We start from the raw sequence: 17799 nt of genomic DNA, 5'->3' as shown, positions 1-17799 counted from the left end.
GTGCACACCCTGTGTGTTTCCCCGCTGAGACGTTCCGTCGGGCCGGGGGGCGTGCTCATACTGGGAAGCCGTGCGCCGTCCGGCGCGTGGACCCGTTCGTCCCCTCGAAGGACCAGGAGCAGTCATGAGCGATTCTCGACGCTCGTCCCGCGGCTCGTCGGACCGATCGAACCGATCGAAGAAGCCGACGGGCGGTGGTGCGCGCCGCGCAGCAGGTGTGCGCCGCGCGCCCTCGTCCTCCCCGAAGCCGGCTGAGCCCAAGGGCACCAGCCGTACCGGTCGCCGCGCTGGGGACTCCGCCGAGAGCTCGTCGGCCGCGAAGCGCACGACGGCTGCTGCCGGCGCGGCCTCGACGGCCGGGAAGTCCACCGGCCCGAAATCCGCCGCGTCCAAGAACGGCAGCGGGGCCTCCTCGGGAGGAGCGAGCCGCACCTCGGTCAACGCCCGCCACGCGGGCACGGCGGCGACGACCGGTGCTGCCGCGGCCGGAGCCGGCAAGGGGCGGAAGAAGAAGGTCGCCGCGACGAACTTCCTGAACTATCCGCGGGCGGGCCGGAAGAACCCGTGGCGCTGGTTCCCCTCGCTGCGCCTGATCGTCGGCGCGATGGCGCTCATGGTCCTCGCCGGGCTCGGCTTCGCCGTCTGGCTCTACAACGACACCACCGTCCCCGAGCCCTCCGACTTCGCCCTCGCCCAGACCAGCCGGGTCTACTACGCCGACGGCAAGACCGAGATGGGGACGTTCAGCGAGATCAACCGCACCGAGCTCGACGCCGACGAGATCCCGCAGAACGTCAAGGATGCGGTCGTCGCGAGCGAGGACTCCACCTTCTACGAGAACCGCGGCGTCTCGCCGCGCGGCGTCGTGCGCGCCCTGGTCAACAACCTCCAGGGCGGCGCCCGCCAGGGCGGCTCCACGATCACCATGCAGTACGTGGAGCGGTACTACACGGGCAGCGAGACGTCCTACGTGGGCAAGGCCAAGGAAGCGGTCATGGCCCTGAAGATCGACCAGGAGCTGGACAAGGACGAGATCCTGTCGCGCTACCTGAACACCATCTACTTCGGCCGCGGCGCCTACGGCGTGCAGGAGGCCTCGCAGGCCTACTTCGGCAAGGACGCCGCGGACATGACGGACGCGGAGGCCGCGCTGCTCGTGGCCGTGATCCCCGGCCCCTCCTCCTACGACCCTGCCGTGAACGAGAAGAAGGCCGTCGAGCTGTGGGACCGCGTGATCACCCGTGAGGTCAACGTCGGGGAGATGTCCTCGGAGGACGCCGAGGCGCTCGAGTTCCCCGACACCATCAAGCCCAAGAGCGAGAACTCCCTGGCCGGGGACAAGGGCTACCTGCTGGACCAGGTGCGCACCGAGCTCGTCGCCGAGGGATTCACCGAGGACGAGATCAACACCGGCGGTTTCACGATCGTCTCCACGATCGATCCCGGGATCCAGAACAACACCACCGAGGCGGTCAAGAACCTCCCCGAGGACCGGCCGGAGCAGAACCGCGTCGGCACGGTCACGATCGATCCCTCCACAGGGGCGATCCGGGGCATGTACGGCGGCGAGGACTTCGTGACGCAGCCGCGCAACGACGCCACCCAGTCGCGCATGCAGGCCGGCTCGATCTTCAAGACCTTCACCCTGATCGCGGCGCTCGAGGACGGCTACCCGCTGGACTCCCAGTGGGACGGCAACTCGCCGAAGTCCTTCCCGGGCTGGACGGTCAACAACTTCGGCGACACCGACTACGGCCGGGTGAGCCTGAGGAAGGCCACCGCCAGCTCGATCAACACGGCGTACGCCGAGGCGAACCTCGAGGTCGGTCCCCAGCGCACGATGGACACCGCGATCGCCCTGGGGCTGCCGGAGAAGACCCCCGGGCTCTCGGCCGATGCCTCGAACGTGCTCGGCTCGGCCTCCCCGACGGTCACCGAGATGGGCGAGGTCTACGCGACCATCGCCGCGGGCGGCATGCACCGGGACTCCTACATCGTGCAGGACGTGACCCGGCCCGACGGCTCCTCGCGCTATGAGCACCAGGTCGACGAGAAGCGGGTGATCGACGAGGACGTCGCCATCAATGCGACGGTCGCGCTCCAGGGTCCCCCCACCACCGGTTCCGCTCGGGACCTGCAGGGCGTCATGGACGGCCGCCAGGTGGCCGGCAAGACGGGCACCTCGGAGAGCTTCCGCTCGGCCTGGTTCGTGGGGTTCACCCCGCAGCTGGTCACGGCCGTGGGCATGTTCCAGCCGTCCGAGGACGGCACCACGGAGGAACGGCTGACGCCCTTCGGCGGCGAGCAGAACATGACCGGAGGCACCTTCCCCACCGCGATCTGGGGCGACATCATGTCGCACTCGCTCGAGGGTCAGGAGATGCTCGAATTCCCCGGCGAGGTCACACTCGACAACGAGACCCGCGAGCGCAACGCTCCGCCGCCGACGCAGGCCCCGCCGGCCACACAGGCTCCGGAGCCCACGCAGGAGGAGCCGAGCGAGGAGCCGACGGAAGAGGAGCCCACAGAGGAGCCGACGACCGAGGAGCCCTCCGAGGAGCCGTCGGAAGAGCCCTCCGAGAAGCCGTCCGACGAGGAGAAGGACAAGTCCAAGGACGAGGAGAAGGACAAGTCCAAGGAGGACTCCGAGACGTCGAAGGACGAGTCGCCCAAGAAGCCGGACGGCTCGACGGACAAGCCGTCCAAGGAGCCGGACGATCCCAAGGAGTCGGACAAGCCCGAGAAGTCGGAGAAGCCATCCGCCAAGCCGGAGAAGGACGAGGCGGCGGAGGGCGACGCGACCTGAGCCGACGGGGCCTCCCGAACTGCCTGTATGGATGCGAGGCCCTGATGGTGGGAAGGGCCCGAGGCGGGATGTCCTGACGGCCTGCAGGACGCGTGAGCCGGATCACCGATCCGAGCCCCGCGACCCCTGTGCTGATGAATTACGTGAGGCTAGGCTTACCTAAGTAGGCCGCGGAGATCCTCGGCCGGTCTCGACGTCATCGCAGGAGTGCCATGAGCCCCGTTCTCAGCCGCCCGACCCGACGCACCTGGATCGTGGGAGCCCTCGCGGCGCCGATGGTCCTCGCCGCCTGCAGCGCCGAGGAGGACGGGCCCGGATCGGACGGCGCCGGATCGGACAGCGCCGACATCGGATCCGCGGGCGACTTCTCCCCGGTGACCCTCGACCACGCGCTGGGCACGGCGGAGATCACCGAGAAGCCGCAGCGCGTCGTGACCCTCGGACAGGGCTCCGCGGAGACCGCGATCGCCCTCGGGCTCATCCCCGTCGGCATCGAGGAGTACCCCTGGGGAGCCGACCCCGAGACCGGCTACCTGCCGTGGATCCACGACGCCGTCTCGGAGGCGGGCGGCGAGCTGCCCGAGCAGTTCACGGGCGGCACCGAGCTGGATGTCGAGGCGGTCCTCGCTCTCGAGCCCGACGTGATCCTGGCCCCCTGGTCCGGTCTCACCCAGGAACAGTTCGACGTGCTCACGGACATCGCTCCCACGGTCGCCTACGCGGAGCAGCCCTGGGTGATCACCTGGGAAGAGCAGATCACCACGATCGGCCGGGCCCTGGGCGAGGACGAGGCGGCCGCCGGTCTGATCGAGGAGATCCGGACGACCTTCGACGAGGCCGCCCAGCCCGACTACGCCGACGTCAGCTTCTCCTTCATCTACAACTCGGGGCCCGGCACGCTCGGCGTCTTCTACCAGGACGAGCAGCGCGTGGCGATGGTCCGTGCCCTGGGGTTGAGCGTGGACCCCGTCAACCAGGAGCTCGGCGAGTGGGACGTCCCCGGCACGGACTCCGCCATGATCGGGTTGGAGAACGCGGACAAGCTGAAGGACTCCGATCTGATCTTCACGTTCTACTCCGACGAGGCGAACCGGGCCGAGATCGAGGGGCAGGATCTCTATGCCTCCATCCCGGCCATCTCGCACGGCGCGATCGTGGCCCCCACGGACCAGGCGTTCGTGACGGGGTCCTCGATCATCACCCCGCTCACCGTCCCGTGGGCGCTGGAGCGGTACCTCCCGATGATCGACGAGGCCATCGCGCAGGTCCCCGCCTCCTGAGATGACCGGGACCGCCACGATCCGCCACGACCCGGCCGACCCTGCGTCGGCCGGGCCCGGCCGGGCGTCCGGAGGTGCTGCCGGCGGTGCACCCGGTCGGGCCGACGGGCGCCGGCTCCCGCGCTGGGCCGCGCTGGTGCTGACCGCCGGGCTCCTCGTCGTGGCCTGCCTGGCGAGCCTCTTCCTGGGGTCGCGGGAGACGGATCTGGGAGGCGTGTGGTCGGTGCTGCGCGGCCCTGGGGAGGAGCACCTGCGGCAGGTGGTCGCAGCTCGCGGGGCGCGCACCGTGCTCGGCGCCGCGGTCGGGGCGGCGCTCGCCGCGTCGGGACTGCTCATCCAGGGCGTCACCCGCAACCCCCTCGGGGAGCCCGGCCTGCTGGGAGTGACCTCCGGAGCCTCGGCCGCGGTGGTCACCGCCACCGCCTTCCTCGGCTTCTCCGGTGGCGCAGGGACCGTGTGGGTCGCGCTGCCCGGTGCGCTCCTCGCGGTCGTGGTGGTCTACCTGCTGGGGCGCCCCGCCGGCACCCATTCGGTGGTGCCGCTGATCCTGGCCGGCGCGGTGATCTCCGCGGTGCTCCACGCCTACATCCAGGCCATGATCCTCACCCGCCCGGACGTCTTCGAGTCGTACCGGCACTGGGTGGTCGGATCCCTGGCCGGAGCCTCCTACGGCACCCTCGCGGCGGTGGCTCCCGCCCTGCTGCTCGGGCTTCTCCTCGCCGCCCTGGTCGCGCCGGGCCTGAACACCCTGGCCCTCGGGGACGACGTCGCCACCGCGCTCGGCACCCGGGTGGGCCTGCTGCGCGCCGCCTCGATCCTCGCGGCGACCCTGCTCGCGGCCGCCGCGACCGCCGCCGTCGGCCCGATCGCCTTCATCGGGCTCGCGGTGCCGCACCTCGTGCGCGCCCTCGTGGGCACGGACCACCGCTGGCAGCTGCCCGCCTCGCTCCTGCTCGGCGCCGCCCTGCTGCTGGGATCCGACGTGATCGCTCGCGTGATCGTGCGTCCCCAGGAGCTCATGGTCGGCGTGATCACCGCCTTCCTCGGTGCCCCGTTCCTGCTGTGGGCCGTGCGCCGCGGCATGGTGACCACCTGATGAGCCGCTCCTGGACCCTCGGTCTGCTCCTGCTGGCGGCGATCCTCGGCGGAGGCCTCGCGACCCTCGCCTGGGGCGATCTCGGCGTGGGGCCGCGCGATCTCGTCACCGCCGCCCAGGGCGGGGCCGGCACGAAGGTCACGTTCGTCCTCGAGCGCCTGCGCGGGCCCCGCCTGCTCGTCGGGATCGGCGCCGGGCTCGCGTTCGGGCTGGCCGGCGCCCTGTTCCAGACCGTCACGCGGAATCCTCTCGGGAGCCCCGACGTGATCGGGCTCGGCAACGGGGCAGGCGCGGGCGTGGCCCTGGTGACGCTGCTCGCGCCCGGCGTCGTGCCCGCCCCCGTCGGCGCCGTGCTCGGGGCGGCGGTCGCCATCGGCCTCGTCCACGTCTCCACCGGGCTCGGCTTCGCCTCCCCGGCGCGGGTGATCATCACCGGGATCGGCGTCGCGGCGATGGCCCTGGCGCTCACGCAGTACGTGGTCGCGGTGTCCCTGCGCGACGCCTCCAGCCAGCTCGCCGGCTATCTCGTGGGCACCCTGAACTCCCGCAGCCTCGGACAGGCCGCACTGATCGCCGTCGCCCTCGCCGTGCTGATCCCCCTGATCGCCCTCCTCTCCCACGACCTGCGGATGATGGACCTGGGCGATCAGCTGGCGGACGCCCTCGGGGGCAACGCGGCGCGCACCCGGACCGCGGCGATCCTGCTGTCCGTGCTGCTGGCCGCCGCCGCCGTCTCCGTGGCCGGCCCGATCGCCTTCGTGGCCCTGGCCGCTCCGCACATCGCCCGCCGGATGAGCGGGACACCGGGCCCGCACCTTCCCCTGTCCGCGCTGGTGGGGGCCTTGATCATGGTCCTCGCCGACTTCACCGTCCAGCACGTCGCCCCGTTCGAGGACCTCCCGGTCGGCGTCATCACCGCCGGCGTGGGCGGCCTGTACCTGGGGTACCTGCTCGTCACCGAATGGAAGAGGGCCGACGCATGAGCGCACCACCCACCGAGACCACCGAGCCCACTGACGCCACGGGTCCCACCGACCCCACCGGGCACTCATCCCTGCGCCTCGCCGGGGCGACCGTCGCCTATGCGGAGCGGCCCGTGCTCGAGGGCTTCGACCTCGAGGTGCGCCGAGGGGCGTTCACGGCCGTGATCGGGCCCAACGGCTGCGGCAAGTCGACGATGCTGAAGGCGCTGGCCCGCACCCTGCGGCCCCGTGCCGGCGCCGCACTGCTCGACGGCCGGCCCCTGACGCAGTGGCGGTCCAAGGCCATCGCGCGACGGATCGCCCTGCTGCCGCAGGACCCCGTCGTGCCGGAGGGGATCACCGTGGCGGCGCTGGTCGCCCGCGGACGCCATCCGTACCACTCGCCGTGGCGCCAGTGGCTGCCCGGGGACGACGAGGTCGTCGCGGAAGCGCTCCGCGCGACGGCCGTCGAGCAGATCGCCGACCGCTCCGTGGCCAGCCTGTCGGGCGGACAGCGCCAACGGGTCTGGATCGCGATGATCCTCGCCCAGGACACCGAGTACGCGCTGCTGGACGAGCCCACGTCGTTCCTCGACATCGCCCATCAGATCGAGGTGCTGCACCTGTGCCAGGACATGCGCGATCACGGACGCACCGTCGTCGCCGTGCTCCACGACCTCAACCAGGCGGCGCGTTATGCGGACCATCTGGTGGTCATGGACGAGGGTCGGATCGTGGCGGAGGGAGCGCCCTCGGAGGTGCTGCACGCGGAGCTGGTGGCCGCGGTGTTCGACCTGCAGGCCGAGATCGCCGTGGACCCGCAGAGCGGGACGCCGATGGTGATCCCGGTCCGACGGGCCGCTGACCAGGTGATCCATACGTGACATGGATGTGAGGACGCGATGATCTGACATTGATGTCAGGTACCGCGGTCGTGGTGCCTGGTGGACAGGGGTGAGGCCGGACGTGCCATCATCCGGTATGCCTACTCGATGCGAACAGTGCGGCGGCAAGATCCGCGGCAAGGTCTACACCTCGGTCACCGGCAGGTACCTGTGCGGCCGGTGCGGAGCCCGGCTGCAGGGGCGTACCGCGGGTGTCGTCGCCGGCGGCGGGGTCGCCGGCGGCCGCAGCACCGGCGGCTGGTACGCGCGGGTCAGGAAGGCGATGGGCCGCTCGTCGTAGGGTCGCCGCCTCGGGGGCCCTCCTCCGTCGCGGAACTGAACTCGGCGGAGCCGAACACGCGCTCCCACCACTCCAGCACCGCGTCGAACCGCTCCACCCGGTGCCGGGGCCGGCCCGATCGGGTCAGCTCGTGGTCCTCGCCCGGGAAGATCAGCATCTCGGCCTCCACTCCGGCGCGCCGGAGGGCCGTGTAGTACCGCGTGCCCTGCTCGAGCGGGCAGCGGTGATCCTCCTCGGAGTGGATCACCAGGGTGGGGGTTCGCACCGAGCCGGCGTGCCCGAAGGCGCTCTGCCGGGCGATGGCCTCGGGGTCCGTGCCGAGGTACTCGTCGCCGAAGTAGCTGCCGATGTCGCTGGTGCCCTGGAAGCTCAGCGGATCCAGGAAGCCGCGCTCCACGATCGCGCCGCGGAACCGATGGTCGTGGGCGATGATCCAGGCGGTGAGGTACCCGCCGTAGGAGCCGCCCAGGATGCCCAGCCGCTGCGCATCGAGGCGCTCGTCGGCCGCGAGGGCCCCCTCGAGCAGGTCGATCACGTCCTCGGCGTCCACGGTCCCGAAGCCGCCGCGCACGGCGCGTCCATGGGCGCGACCGTAGCCCGCCGAGCCCCGCGGATTGCCGTAGACCACGGCATATCCCGCAGCGACCAGGGTCTGGACCTCGTCGAAGACCCCCACGCCGTAGAACGCGTGCGGCCCGCCGTGGATCAGGAGCAGGGTCGGGAACGGCCCCGGGCCCTCGGGGACCGCGGACCAGCCGTGGACCGGATATCCGGAGCGTCCCTCGAGCTCCAGCTCCCGGGGACGGACGAGGCCGGCGTCGCGCAGGTCCGCGCCGGTGTCCACGAGGGTGTCCGGTGCCCCGTGCCCGGTCCGCGCGAGCAGCACACCCGCGGAATCCGCCGTGGTGGCCGCAGCGAGGACGAGATCGCCGGCGGCATCCCAGCCGTGCACCTCGAGATCGCCGTCCAGCACCCGGCTCACGGCGCCCGCGCGGTCGATGCGCAGCAGGTGTACCCGGCCGCGATGCGGCGAGGCGACCAGCACCGACTCGCCATGGGTCACGATCGGTCCTGTGAGCTCGAGGGACTCCGGATCGGTGAGCCGACGGGGCCCGTCGGCCCCCAGCAGCCAGAGCGCCACGTCGGGCGCGACGGAGTCCCGCCCGGCGCCGGGCTGCGAGGCGAGCATCGCGATCGTGCCGTCGGCCAGGACGGTCAGGTCCTGGATCCGCAGGCCATCCTCCGGAGAGAGCAGCACGGACTCCTCGCCGCTGTCAGTGGGCAGACCGCCGACGGGCAGGTCGCCGACGGGCAGGCGGACCAGCGCGGTGCGAAGATCGCGACGCGCCGCTCCCGGCCCCTCGTAGGCCTCTCGCACGGCGAGCACCGCCGTGCCGTCGGCCGTCGGAGCGATCGCCGTGTGCTCAGCGAACGCGCTGGTCAGCTGCGTGACCTGGGCCGGGATCGAAGGGGTGGTCGCGAGCGGGCCACCAGGATGCGGCGCCGCGGCGTACAAGGGCTGGTCGCCCACCGAGGACGCCTCCACCACGAACACCTGGGTGAGTCGATCCGTCGAGAAGCCGACGCCGTTGGCATGCCAGCGCAACCCCGTGATGCGACGCGGCGATTCCGCGCCGGGCTCCAGCCCGTCGACCGTTCCATATCGCCCGGGCTCGGCGACACGCGCCGTGAACACCAGGCGGGAGCCGTCCGGGGTCCAGGCCGCCGGACCGGTGCCGAGCAGCTGATCGGTGACCTGGAGCGGCTCCCCGCCCCGGGCGTCGACCAGATGCACCTGGGGGCGGCCGCGGGAGTCCGGGCGGAGGAATGCGATCGTCGTCCCGTCGGGCGACAGCTGCGGGGCGGTGTCGTCGATCCCGCGGGTGAGCCGGCGTGCCACCGGTTCGGCCGTCGCTGGACCAGCCGCCGTCGCTCCGGCCGCCGCCAGGTCGGGGGCGAGATCGATCCTCCACAGCTGGCCGACGGTCCGGTTCGCCCGGCAGTCGGGCCGGGACGCGGCATAGATGGCGAAGGAGCCGTCGGAGGCGAGCGACGGACGGGAGAGCGAGGTCATCAGCTCGATGTCGTAGGGCTGCACCTCGCCGAACCTACCAGCGCCGATGCCTCCGGGCGGGGTTCCGTCAGGGCCTCCCGAGGAGGGGCCGACGGGCCGCTCGCTGTGATGCCTGGCGCACGTCCACAGACTCCCTGGCCCTCACCGGGACCGGCAGGTAGTCTTGGCCGGTCCGTGACGTGCATCGCCGATGCTCGGACCGGGCGGCATGAACCCTCCTGCCACGGAGAGACCGTGGCCGTAGAGACCACAGGAGGTGGGTACCAGAACATGCGTAAGTACGAAATGGTCGTGATCCTCGACCCGTCCGTCGATGAGCGGACTGTCAGCGCAAACTTCGAGAAGCTCGTCCAGGTCATCCCGACCGAAGGCGGCACCATCGACAACGTCGACCTCTGGGGCAAGCGCAAGTTCGCCTACGAGATCGACAAGAAGACCGAGGGCATCTACATCGTCATGCAGTTCACGGCGAAGTCCTCGACGTCCCAGGAGCTGGATCGTCAGCTCGGGCTCAACGAGTCCGTCATGCGCACCAAGGTCATGCGTCTCGACGCCAAGTGACCTGCGCTCACTGACCCCCACACCACACCACAGCACCCCGGAGCAGAGGAGCACCCATGGCGAATGACACCGTCATCACGGTGATCGGCAACCTCACCGCGGATCCCGAGCTGCGTTTCACGCAGTCCGGCATCGCGGTCGCGTCGTTCACCATCGCGTCCACCCCCCGCACCTTCGACCGTCAGGCGAATGAGTGGAAGGACGGCGAGGCTCTGTTCCTGCGCTGCTCCATCTGGCGCGACGCCGCGGAGAACGTGGCCGAGTCGCTGGAGAAGGGATCCCGCGTCGTCGCGCAGGGTCGCCTCAAGCAGCGTTCCTTCACCGACCGTGAGGGCAACAACCGCACGAGCATCGAGCTCGACGTCGACGAGATCGGCCCGTCCCTCAAGTACGCCACCGCGAAGGCCAACAAGGTCCAGCGCGGGGGCGGCGGCGGGGGCCGTGGCGGTTTCGGCGGCGCTCCGCAGGGCGGTGCCCCGCAGGGTGGTGGCCAGGGCGGCTTCGGCGGCCAGGGCAACCCGGGTGGTCAGGGCGGTTACAGCAATGCGCCGCAGGGCGCCCCCAACGCCGACCCGTGGGCCGGCGGAGGGAACCAGGGCGGATACGACGACCCGCCCTTCTGATCGTGACCGGGGGTGCCTCATCCCGATGAGGCCCCTCGCACCGATCACTGCAGTTCACTGAATGAATCCATCCCGGGTGCATGCCCGGGCTCCCCTCAGAAAGAAGGAGCACCACGATGGCCAAGCCCTCACTTCGTCCCCCGAAGAAGAAGCAGAACCCGTTGAAGGCCGCGGGAGTCGAGACCGTCGACTACAAGGACGCTGCGCTGCTGCGCAAGTTCGTCTCGGACCGAGGAAAGATCCGCGCACGTCGGGTCACCGGAGTCACCGTCCAGGAGCAGCGCAAGATCGCGAAGGCCGTGAAGAACGCCCGCGAGATCGCCCTCCTGCCGTACTCGACCTCCGGTCGCTGAGCGAGGAAGGGAAAACATGACCACCAAGCTCATCCTCACCCATGAGGTCTCCGGCCTCGGAACCGCCGGTGACGTCGTCGACGTCAAGGACGGCTACGCCCGGAACTTCCTGATGCCGCGCGGTCTCGCGACCCCGTGGACCAAGGGCGGCCAGCGCCAGCTCGACCAGATCCGCTCTGCCCGTGGCAAGCGCGCGATCGCCAACGTCGAGGACGCGAAGGCGCTCAAGGCGGCTCTCGAGTCGAAGCCCGTCGTCATCGCCGAGCGCGCCGGCCAGAACGGCCGTCTCTTCGGTGCCGTCTCCTCCAAGGAGATCGCCGAGGGCGTCAAGGCAGTGTTCGACAAGGACATCGATCGTCGCACCGTCGAGTTCCCCACGCCGATCAAGGCGCTGGGCGAGCACAAGGCGACCGTGCGTCTGCACGAGGAGATCTTCGCGAACCTCTTCGTCCAGGTCGTCGCCGCCAAGGGCGCCGTCAAGGCCTGATGCCGCAGAGCCTGATCGGGTACGCCTGATCGGACATGCTCGACGAGACCGACCCCCGTCACCCCTCCCCTCACGGGAGGCGTGAAGGGGGTCGTCCTCGTTCTGCGCCCCCGCCGTGCGCCCCCGGATCCTCCTCGGGCGATCCTCGGCGATGAACAGCTCGTATAGCATCGGCCCATGGCCGGGAGAACGCAGAGGCAGATCGTTGCCCTTCCGGCGCGCGGGCGCGGACGACGGACGGGTGATGCCCTGAGGAGTCGACGGATCCGTGCTGTGGGGAACGTGCCCCTGGTTGCCGCTGTGCTGGCCTCCGCCCTCGGCGGATGCACCACATCGCCGGATGACGCAGCGGGAACACCGGCGGTGCACGACGTGGCCGGTTCCCGAGCGTTCCCACCGCTCGCCCTGGCACCGGTGGACGAACCGGACGACCTCCCGGACCTCCCCGAGAGGCTGGCGGCCGGAGCCGAGATGACGAGCATCGACACCATCACGTGCGAGGCCGACCTCACCCTGACCGCCCCCGTGACCACCTGCACGGGCAGCGATACGGACTCCGTCCTGTTCGCCTACCTCGTCCGCAGCGGCGAGGACGGCACCGACCTCGCCGTCCTCCTCGCCGCTGCCCAGCTGTCGGACGAGCTCACGACCGAGGTGACAGACCCCGACGTCAGCGTCCACTACGCCGCGGAGGATCGACTGTTCACCGCCGACCCTGCACGTCTCGACCCGGAGACCCTCCGCCTCCGCGCCGAGATGGCCGTTGCGGACATGGGCCTCACGCAGAGCGTCCAGGGGTGCCGGACCGAGGACGGGGCCGCCGTCACCTGCACCGTCGCAGGCGAAGGGGGCGAGGACTCCTCTGCGCAGATCACGCTGTATCCGGCGGTGTCCACGAGTGAGGACCAGATCACGGTGGGCCTGCTGCGCCACGCCTGACCAGCGGCCCGGGCCCCACCCGTCGGCCCGGGCCCGACCGTCGGTCCGACCGTCGGGCCGGCCGAAGGCCCATGCTCTCGCGGTGCCGGTCTTCCACTAGGGTCGAGCCATGTTCGGACGCACCGCTCAGCATCAGAAGCAGATCGAGAACCTCCAGGCCCACGTGCGCAGGCTGGAGAGCCTTGTGGACGCCCTCGCCACCCGCGCGGGCGTGGGCGAGGAGGAGCTCCAGGAACTGCGTGGCCAGGCCGGTGCGCAGATCCCCGAGCGCTGCCGCGCCCTGGCCGACGAGGGCCGGCACATCGAGGCCATCAAGGTGTACCGCGAACTCACCGGTGCCGGGCTGAAGGACGCCAAGGACGCCGTCGACCGCTACCGGGAACGCGGAGTCTGACGCGGAGTCTGACGGGGAACCGGACGCGGAGTCTGACCCGGAGGGCCCGTCGGGCTACCCTCGTGCGGTGACCACTCCTTCCACGAACCCTGCACCCGCCGTCGAGCGCGGGTCCGACGGGCATCTGGCCCGTTCCCTCGGCCACGGGCAGATGGCGATGATCGCCATGGGCTCGGCGCTGGGCACCGGACTGTTCCTCGGCTCGGGCGAGGCGATCGGCATCGCCGGCCCCGCCGTGATCATCTCCTTCGCGCTCGGCTCACTGATCGCCGCGAGCGTGGCGCTGGCGATGGGCGAGATGGCGTCGCGGCACCCCGTGCGCGGTGGCTTCGGCACCCTCGCCGCCCGCTACCTGTCCCCGTTCTGGGGGTACCTCACGCGCTGGCTGTACTGGATCGTCACCGTGTGCGTGACCGGCGCCGAGCTGGTGGCCTGCGCCGCCTATCTCGCGTACTGGGTGCCGGCGATCCCGATCTGGGCAGGGATCCTGCTGTTCGCCGCCGTCATCATCGCGATCAACATGACCTCGGTGGGCTCCTTCGGCGTGGTCGAGTTCTTCCTGTCCTCGATCAAGGTGATCGCCGTGGTCGTGTTCATCCTGATCGGCGCGATCCTGGTGCTCTTCGGGATGCCGGGACAGCCTGCCGCCGGATTCGTCGAGCTCACCGCCGAGGGCGGCTTCGCCCCCATGGGCTGGAGCTCCGTGTGGGTGGCCCTGTCGGTGGTCATGTTCTCCTTCGGCGGCATCGAGCTGCTGTCCATCACCGCCGCCGAGGCGAAGGATCCCGCGAGGTCCATCCGCACCGCCGCCCGCACCACGGTGGTGCGCCTGGCGTTCTTCTACGTGCTGTGCATCGGCATCGTGGTGTGCCTGGTGCCCTGGAAGCAGGCTGCCGGCACCGGCGAGGACGTCGCCACCTCCCCGTTCGTCATGGTCTTCGACCGGATCGGCATCCCCGGCGCCGCCCACGTCACCAACCTGCTGGTGCTCATCGCGGCGCTGTCGGCCGCGAATGCGAACCTCTACGCGGGCAGCCGCATGCTGCACTCCCTGGCGTCCGACGGCCTCGCCCCGCGGATCGCCGCGATCACCACCCGGCGCAAGGTGCCGATCGTGGGCATCGCCTGCAGCTCGCTGGGCATCCTCGGGGCCGGCGTGCTCGCCTTCAGCGAGGTGGGCGGCGTGTTCGGCTACATGATGAGCCTCGTGGTGTTCGCCGTGATCCTGGTGTGGGCGCTCATCCTCGTCACCTACCTCCGCTTCCGCAGCCTCAAGGTCGAGGGAGCCACCTTCCGCATGCCGGGAGGGATGCTCTCGGCCGTGCTGGGACTGATCGGCCTGGTCGCCGTGCTCGCCACCGTGACCGTTCGCCCCAGCATGCAGATCGCGGCGATGGTGGGCGTGCCCGCCGTGCTGGTCGCGATCATCCTCTACGTCGCGGTGGCCCGCCGTCGCATCGATCCCGCGGACATCGAGGACGCCTTCGAGGAAGCCGAGAGCATGCGCTGATCCGTCGGGGAAGTGGCGTTCGTTACTGTGCCGGCCCTCAGCTTCTGCTGACAGTGATGCAGGGGTAACCTAGGGGAATCTTCGGTCTCGGCGCCTTGAGACCCGGTGCCGGAGAAACGCGCAAGTGGCGGAATTGGTAGACGCGCACGGTTCAGGTCCGTGTGCCGGAAACGGCGTGGGGGTTCAAGTCCCCCCTTGCGCACCGCGGGAATTCCCCGGTTCACTCAGGTGAACCGGGGTTTTTCATCTCCTGATGGACCCTCGCGCGCTCGGTTCCCCCTGAACCCCCAGCCCGCAGCCCGCAGCCGGCTCAGTCGGCGTGCTCGGCGGCGTAGTCGTCCATCGAGTCCTCCGCGAGGGCGGTGCGCAGCGAGTCCATCCCGTCCTCGTCGGACGCCACCACGCTCGCGCCGCCGGAGGTGGTGTACGGGTCTCCGTGCGGTGCGGCCAGGAACTGCAGATCGGAGCTGCGCAGGTTCCGGTTGTCCAGGCCCAGCCGGACGATCTCCGTCAAGTCCAGGCCCTCGTCCGTCGTGAGGTACGGGGAGAGCGCCGCGATCGTGTCGCGCATCTTTCCGGGGCTGGACAGGGTGTTCCCGCTGATCAGCTCGGACGTGATGGCTTTGAGCAGCTGCTGCTGGTTCTCGTTGCGCGCGAAGTCGCCTCCGTCGAGGTGCTTGCGTTCACGGGCGAAGGTGAGCGCCTCCTGGCCGTCGAGATGCTGCGAGCCCTCGGTGAACTGCATCCCGTCGCGCTCGAAGGATTCGGGCACCTGCACGTCCACGCCGCCGAGGGTGTCGACGAGGCCCTGGATGCCCTCGAAGTCGATGAGGGCGACATGGTCGATCGGGGCCTGCGTGTAGTCCTCGACCGTGCTCACGGCGAGGGGCACGCCGCCATAGGCGAGGGCGGCGTTGAGGCGGTCCTCGCCGTGCCCGGGGATGTCCACCTGGAGGTCGCGCGGGAAGGAGACGATGTAGGCGGCAGAGCCGTCCTGGGGGACGTGCACGAGCATCATCGTGTCGGAGCGCTGGCCTGTCACCCCCTGGTCGGCGGCGTCCTGGGGTGCACGCTGATCCGATCCCAGCAGCAGGATGTTCTGCCCGCCGTCGTCCTCGCCCTGCGGGCGCTCGCCGTCGGAGGCCCCGCGGTCGAGGCTGACCACGCTGCGCTTCTCATAGGCCTCCTCGAGCGACCCCAGATACCGCCCGGTGAGGACGCCGCCGACGGCGACGAGGCAGGCGATCACGAGCAGGGCGAGCAGCGCCGTCCGGCGGCGGGGCCGACGGGGCCGACGAGGCTGGCCGGGGTGGTCGTGCGGGGCGGGGCGCGGTCCAGTGGTGTCGTTCATATGCCTCTCGGGGTCGAGGTCAGGCAGTCCCGACCCTACGGGACGGTCGGAACGGAACAGTGTGCCCGTGCGACCCCGACGGCATCACGTCTCTATGAGCACCCTCACCCGATCCTCCGCCTCTCCCGTCTCGCTGGTACCGAGCATCGCGGGATGACGGGGCATCATGGCCCCATGAGTTCTGACGCCCGCCCCACCTCCACCGAGTTCTCCCTCGCCGGCCACGGCGGCACCCTCGCCGGGCGCGCGTGGACCCGTCCCGATGCGCGGTGGATCGCCGTGCTCTCCCACGGCTACGGCGAGCACGTGGGCCGCTACGAGTGGGTCGCCGCCCGGTTGAACGACGCCGGCGCCGCGGTCTACGCCGCGGATCATCTCGGCCACGGCCGCAGCGACGGCCAGCGCGTGCTGATCAGCGACTTCGAGCCGGTCGTCGAGGATCTCCACCTCGTGGTCCAGCACGCCGCCTCCCAGCACGAGGGGTTGCCGATCGTGCTGATCGGGCACTCCATGGGCGGGCTGATCGCCGCCCGCTACACCCAGGTCCACGCGGACGCCCTGGCGGCGACCGTGCTCTCGGGTCCGGTGCTGGGCTCCTGGGCCACCGTGGACGAGCTGCTCGCGCTCGACGAGATCCCGTCGACCCCGATCGACCCCGGCACCCTCTCCCGCGATCCTGGCGTCGGCGAGGCCTACGCCGCGGACCCGTTGGTGTGGCACGGCGACTTCGCCCGCCCCACGCTCGAGGGCCTCCAGCAGGCGATGCGCACGATCGAGGAGGCCGGCGACGTGGGCGAGCATCCGATGCTCTACCTGCACGGCGAGGCGGACCGTCTGGTGCCGCTCCCCGCCAGCTGGGAGGGGCTGCAGTCGCTGCGCGGCCCACGGACCTTCGTGAAGACCTACCCGGGAGCCGAGCACGAGATCTTCAACGAGACCAATCGCGACGAGGTGATCGCGGACGTGATCGGCTTCGCGGAGGGCGTGTTCGGCGTGTGAGCCGAGCAGCAGGGAAGGAGACACATCGATGAGCATGCGACGACACAGCCTGTCCGGGAACCGGCGCTCTGAACGCGCCCGGGGGCAGGCGCACGGAGCCACCCGATCCGGCGCCGGTGCAGCGCCGATGGTCCGGTACGTCACGGACGGTGCCCCCGCGCGCCAACCCGACGGCCACTCGATGGACGACGCGCTGGAGTTCTCCCGTGCGGCCCCGGACCGGATGGTGATGTTCTTCTACCTGCGGCCCGACCGCGAGCAGATCCTGGAACTCGGCGAGGCCTGGGACCTGCACCCACTGCTGCTCGAGGACCTGCTCAACGCCCACCAGCGCCCGAAGCTCGAGCGGTACGGCGACGTGCTGTTCCTCGTGGTGCGCTCGGCCCGCTACGTCGACGAGCAGGAGGAGGTCGTCTTCGCGGAGTTCCACCTGCTGCTGCGACCCGGCGCGGTGGCCGTGCTCTGCCAGGACGGGAGCTGGATCGACGGCACCCCCGGCCCGCAGCTCGACGAGGAGCACCCGCTGACCTCGACCCGCCGGGAGCGCTCGGTGCTCGAGGACGTCAACCTCCTCGAGCTCGGACCCGAGGCCGTGCTCTACCGCGTGCTCGACACGATCGTCGACGGCTACGACCCCGTGCTGAAGGGACTCCGAATCGACCAGGAGCAGATCGAACGGCAGGTGTTCAGCGGGGATGCCGCGGTCGCCGAGCGGATCTACCGGCTCAGCCAGGAGGTCATCGACATGCAGCAGGTGATCACCTCGCTGCGCGACGTGGTCGAGGACCTGCAGGCCGGCTTCGGGAAGTACGAGATCCCCGGCGAGCTGCAGGCCTACCTCGACGACGTCGACGACCACCTGGCCCGGGCGGCCTCGCGCGTACGGGATCTGCGCGAGGCCCTCTCCCAGATCCTCGACGTCAACGGGACCCTGGTCGCGCAGCGCCAGAACGAGGACATGAAGAAGATCTCCGGCTGGGCGGCCATCCTCTTCGCCCCCACGCTCATCGGCGCCATCTACGGCATGAACTTCGACGACATGCCCGAGCTGCACTGGGCGCTCGGCTACCCCATGGCCATCGGGATGATGGTCGCCCTCGGGGTGCTGCTCTACGTGATCTTCAAGCGCAGCAAGTGGATGTGAGTCGGGGGGCGCTGGTTAGGCCCCCCACCCAGCCG

Annotated in this window: 16 protein-coding genes and 1 tRNA gene; 15 read left to right on the top strand and 2 right to left on the bottom strand. The window is 70.6% G+C overall.

Going from position 1 to position 17799, the window contains the following annotated elements; translation table 11 throughout:
• Positions 1-124 precede the first annotated feature (124 nt).
• The 5 genes from ACT3UL_RS16140 to ACT3UL_RS16120 all read left to right on the top strand — a co-directional run bounded on the left by ACT3UL_RS16140 (position 125) and on the right by ACT3UL_RS16120 (position 7028).
• A complete protein-coding gene (locus tag ACT3UL_RS16140) occupies positions 125-2806 on the top strand; it encodes a transglycosylase domain-containing protein (RefSeq protein ID WP_444579411.1) in 2682 nt (893 codons plus the stop codon).
• Between the two features lie 212 nt (positions 2807-3018).
• A complete protein-coding gene (locus ACT3UL_RS16135) occupies positions 3019-4086 on the top strand; it encodes an iron-siderophore ABC transporter substrate-binding protein (protein WP_444579410.1) in 1068 nt (355 codons plus the stop codon).
• Between the two features lies 1 nt (position 4087).
• Positions 4088-5182 carry a FecCD family ABC transporter permease gene (locus tag ACT3UL_RS16130; RefSeq protein ID WP_444579409.1) on the top strand — a complete coding sequence of 365 codons (1095 nt, stop codon included), beginning with the start codon at positions 4088-4090 and terminating at the stop codon, positions 5180-5182.
• The gene (locus tag ACT3UL_RS16125) at positions 5182-6165 is read left to right on the top strand and encodes a FecCD family ABC transporter permease (protein ID WP_444579407.1); all 984 of its coding nucleotides are present in this window, start codon (positions 5182-5184) and stop codon (positions 6163-6165) included. The genes ACT3UL_RS16130 and ACT3UL_RS16125 overlap by 1 nt, the downstream gene beginning before the upstream one ends.
• On the top strand, positions 6162-7028 hold the full coding sequence (locus ACT3UL_RS16120) for an ABC transporter ATP-binding protein (protein WP_444579405.1): 867 nt from the start codon (positions 6162-6164) through the stop codon (positions 7026-7028). The genes ACT3UL_RS16125 and ACT3UL_RS16120 overlap by 4 nt, the downstream gene beginning before the upstream one ends.
• 272 nt (positions 7029-7300) lie before the next feature.
• On the opposite strand, the gene ACT3UL_RS16115 is transcribed toward ACT3UL_RS16120, so the two are convergent.
• Complete coding sequence (locus tag ACT3UL_RS16115; protein WP_444579403.1) at positions 7301-9427, bottom strand: S9 family peptidase; 2127 nt, start codon at positions 9425-9427, stop codon at positions 7301-7303.
• 246 nt (positions 9428-9673) lie between these two features.
• On the opposite strand from ACT3UL_RS16115, the gene rpsF reads away from it, so the two are divergent.
• The 8 genes from rpsF (at position 9674) to ACT3UL_RS16075 (ending at position 14472) form a co-directional block, all read left to right on the top strand.
• Positions 9674-9964: a 30S ribosomal protein S6 gene (gene rpsF / locus ACT3UL_RS16110; protein ID WP_193117714.1), complete on the top strand. Its 291-nt coding sequence runs from the start codon at positions 9674-9676 to the stop codon at positions 9962-9964.
• 56 nt (positions 9965-10020) lie between these two features.
• Positions 10021-10587, top strand: coding sequence for a single-stranded DNA-binding protein (locus tag ACT3UL_RS16105; protein WP_444579401.1), 567 nt, complete (start codon positions 10021-10023; stop codon positions 10585-10587).
• A gap of 116 nt (positions 10588-10703) precedes the next feature.
• Positions 10704-10940 (top strand): 30S ribosomal protein S18, encoded by a 237-nt coding sequence (rpsR, locus tag ACT3UL_RS16100; protein WP_193117716.1) that lies wholly within the window; start codon positions 10704-10706, stop codon positions 10938-10940.
• A gap of 16 nt (positions 10941-10956) precedes the next feature.
• Positions 10957-11427, top strand: a complete 471-nt coding sequence (gene rplI, locus ACT3UL_RS16095) for a 50S ribosomal protein L9 (protein ID WP_444579399.1) — start codon at positions 10957-10959, stop codon at positions 11425-11427.
• A 273-nt stretch (positions 11428-11700) separates the two neighbouring features.
• Positions 11701-12366, top strand: a complete 666-nt coding sequence (locus ACT3UL_RS16090) for a hypothetical protein (RefSeq protein ID WP_444579397.1) — start codon at positions 11701-11703, stop codon at positions 12364-12366.
• A gap of 109 nt (positions 12367-12475) precedes the next feature.
• A complete protein-coding gene (locus ACT3UL_RS16085; protein WP_444579396.1) occupies positions 12476-12760 on the top strand; it encodes a ribosomal protein L7/L12 in 285 nt (94 codons plus the stop codon).
• Between the two features lie 151 nt (positions 12761-12911).
• Complete coding sequence (locus ACT3UL_RS16080; protein WP_444579453.1) at positions 12912-14270, top strand: amino acid permease; 1359 nt, start codon at positions 12912-12914, stop codon at positions 14268-14270.
• A 118-nt stretch (positions 14271-14388) separates the two neighbouring features.
• A tRNA-Leu gene (locus ACT3UL_RS16075) sits at positions 14389-14472 on the top strand.
• A gap of 108 nt (positions 14473-14580) precedes the next feature.
• Here the strand turns inward: ACT3UL_RS16075 and ACT3UL_RS16070 are convergent.
• The gene (locus ACT3UL_RS16070) at positions 14581-15621 is read right to left on the bottom strand and encodes an LCP family protein (protein ID WP_444579394.1); all 1041 of its coding nucleotides are present in this window, start codon (positions 15619-15621) and stop codon (positions 14581-14583) included.
• A 174-nt stretch (positions 15622-15795) separates the two neighbouring features.
• Between ACT3UL_RS16070 and ACT3UL_RS16065 the strand changes: the two genes are divergently transcribed.
• Together ACT3UL_RS16065 and ACT3UL_RS16060 are read left to right on the top strand one after the other, a co-directional pair.
• Positions 15796-16620: a lysophospholipase gene (locus tag ACT3UL_RS16065; protein ID WP_444579392.1), complete on the top strand. Its 825-nt coding sequence runs from the start codon at positions 15796-15798 to the stop codon at positions 16618-16620.
• A gap of 28 nt (positions 16621-16648) precedes the next feature.
• A complete protein-coding gene (locus tag ACT3UL_RS16060; RefSeq protein ID WP_444579390.1) occupies positions 16649-17764 on the top strand; it encodes a magnesium and cobalt transport protein CorA in 1116 nt (371 codons plus the stop codon).
• Positions 17765-17799: the final 35 nt, after the last annotated feature.

Source organism: Brachybacterium sp. 107 (genome assembly GCF_052379725.1).
GTDB lineage: Bacteria > Actinomycetota > Actinomycetes > Actinomycetales > Dermabacteraceae > Brachybacterium.
The sequence above is the reverse complement of the archived record's forward strand: the minus strand, read 5'-3'. Positions and strand labels throughout refer to the sequence as shown.

What these genes read in the sequence shown, in the direction of transcription:
- ACT3UL_RS16060 (WP_444579390.1), top strand. Translation starts at nt 16,649, where the DNA reads ATGAGCATGCGACGACACAGCCTGTCCGGGAACCGGCGCTCTGAACGC.
- rpsF (WP_193117714.1), top strand. Translation starts at nt 9,674, where the DNA reads ATGCGTAAGTACGAAATGGTCGTGATCCTCGACCCGTCCGTCGATGAG.
- ACT3UL_RS16070 (WP_444579394.1), bottom strand. Translation starts at nt 15,621, where the DNA reads ATGAACGACACCACTGGACCGCGCCCCGCCCCGCACGACCACCCCGGC.
- ACT3UL_RS16105 (WP_444579401.1), top strand. Translation starts at nt 10,021, where the DNA reads ATGGCGAATGACACCGTCATCACGGTGATCGGCAACCTCACCGCGGAT.
- ACT3UL_RS16080 (WP_444579453.1), top strand. Translation starts at nt 12,912, where the DNA reads ATGGCGATGATCGCCATGGGCTCGGCGCTGGGCACCGGACTGTTCCTC.
- ACT3UL_RS16065 (WP_444579392.1), top strand. Translation starts at nt 15,796, where the DNA reads ATGAGTTCTGACGCCCGCCCCACCTCCACCGAGTTCTCCCTCGCCGGC.
- ACT3UL_RS16135 (WP_444579410.1), top strand. Translation starts at nt 3,019, where the DNA reads ATGAGCCCCGTTCTCAGCCGCCCGACCCGACGCACCTGGATCGTGGGA.
- ACT3UL_RS16120 (WP_444579405.1), top strand. Translation starts at nt 6,162, where the DNA reads ATGAGCGCACCACCCACCGAGACCACCGAGCCCACTGACGCCACGGGT.
- ACT3UL_RS16085 (WP_444579396.1), top strand. Translation starts at nt 12,476, where the DNA reads ATGTTCGGACGCACCGCTCAGCATCAGAAGCAGATCGAGAACCTCCAG.
- ACT3UL_RS16140 (WP_444579411.1), top strand. Translation starts at nt 125, where the DNA reads ATGAGCGATTCTCGACGCTCGTCCCGCGGCTCGTCGGACCGATCGAAC.
- rplI (WP_444579399.1), top strand. Translation starts at nt 10,957, where the DNA reads ATGACCACCAAGCTCATCCTCACCCATGAGGTCTCCGGCCTCGGAACC.
- rpsR (WP_193117716.1), top strand. Translation starts at nt 10,704, where the DNA reads ATGGCCAAGCCCTCACTTCGTCCCCCGAAGAAGAAGCAGAACCCGTTG.
- ACT3UL_RS16125 (WP_444579407.1), top strand. Translation starts at nt 5,182, where the DNA reads ATGAGCCGCTCCTGGACCCTCGGTCTGCTCCTGCTGGCGGCGATCCTC.
- ACT3UL_RS16130 (WP_444579409.1), top strand. Translation starts at nt 4,088, where the DNA reads ATGACCGGGACCGCCACGATCCGCCACGACCCGGCCGACCCTGCGTCG.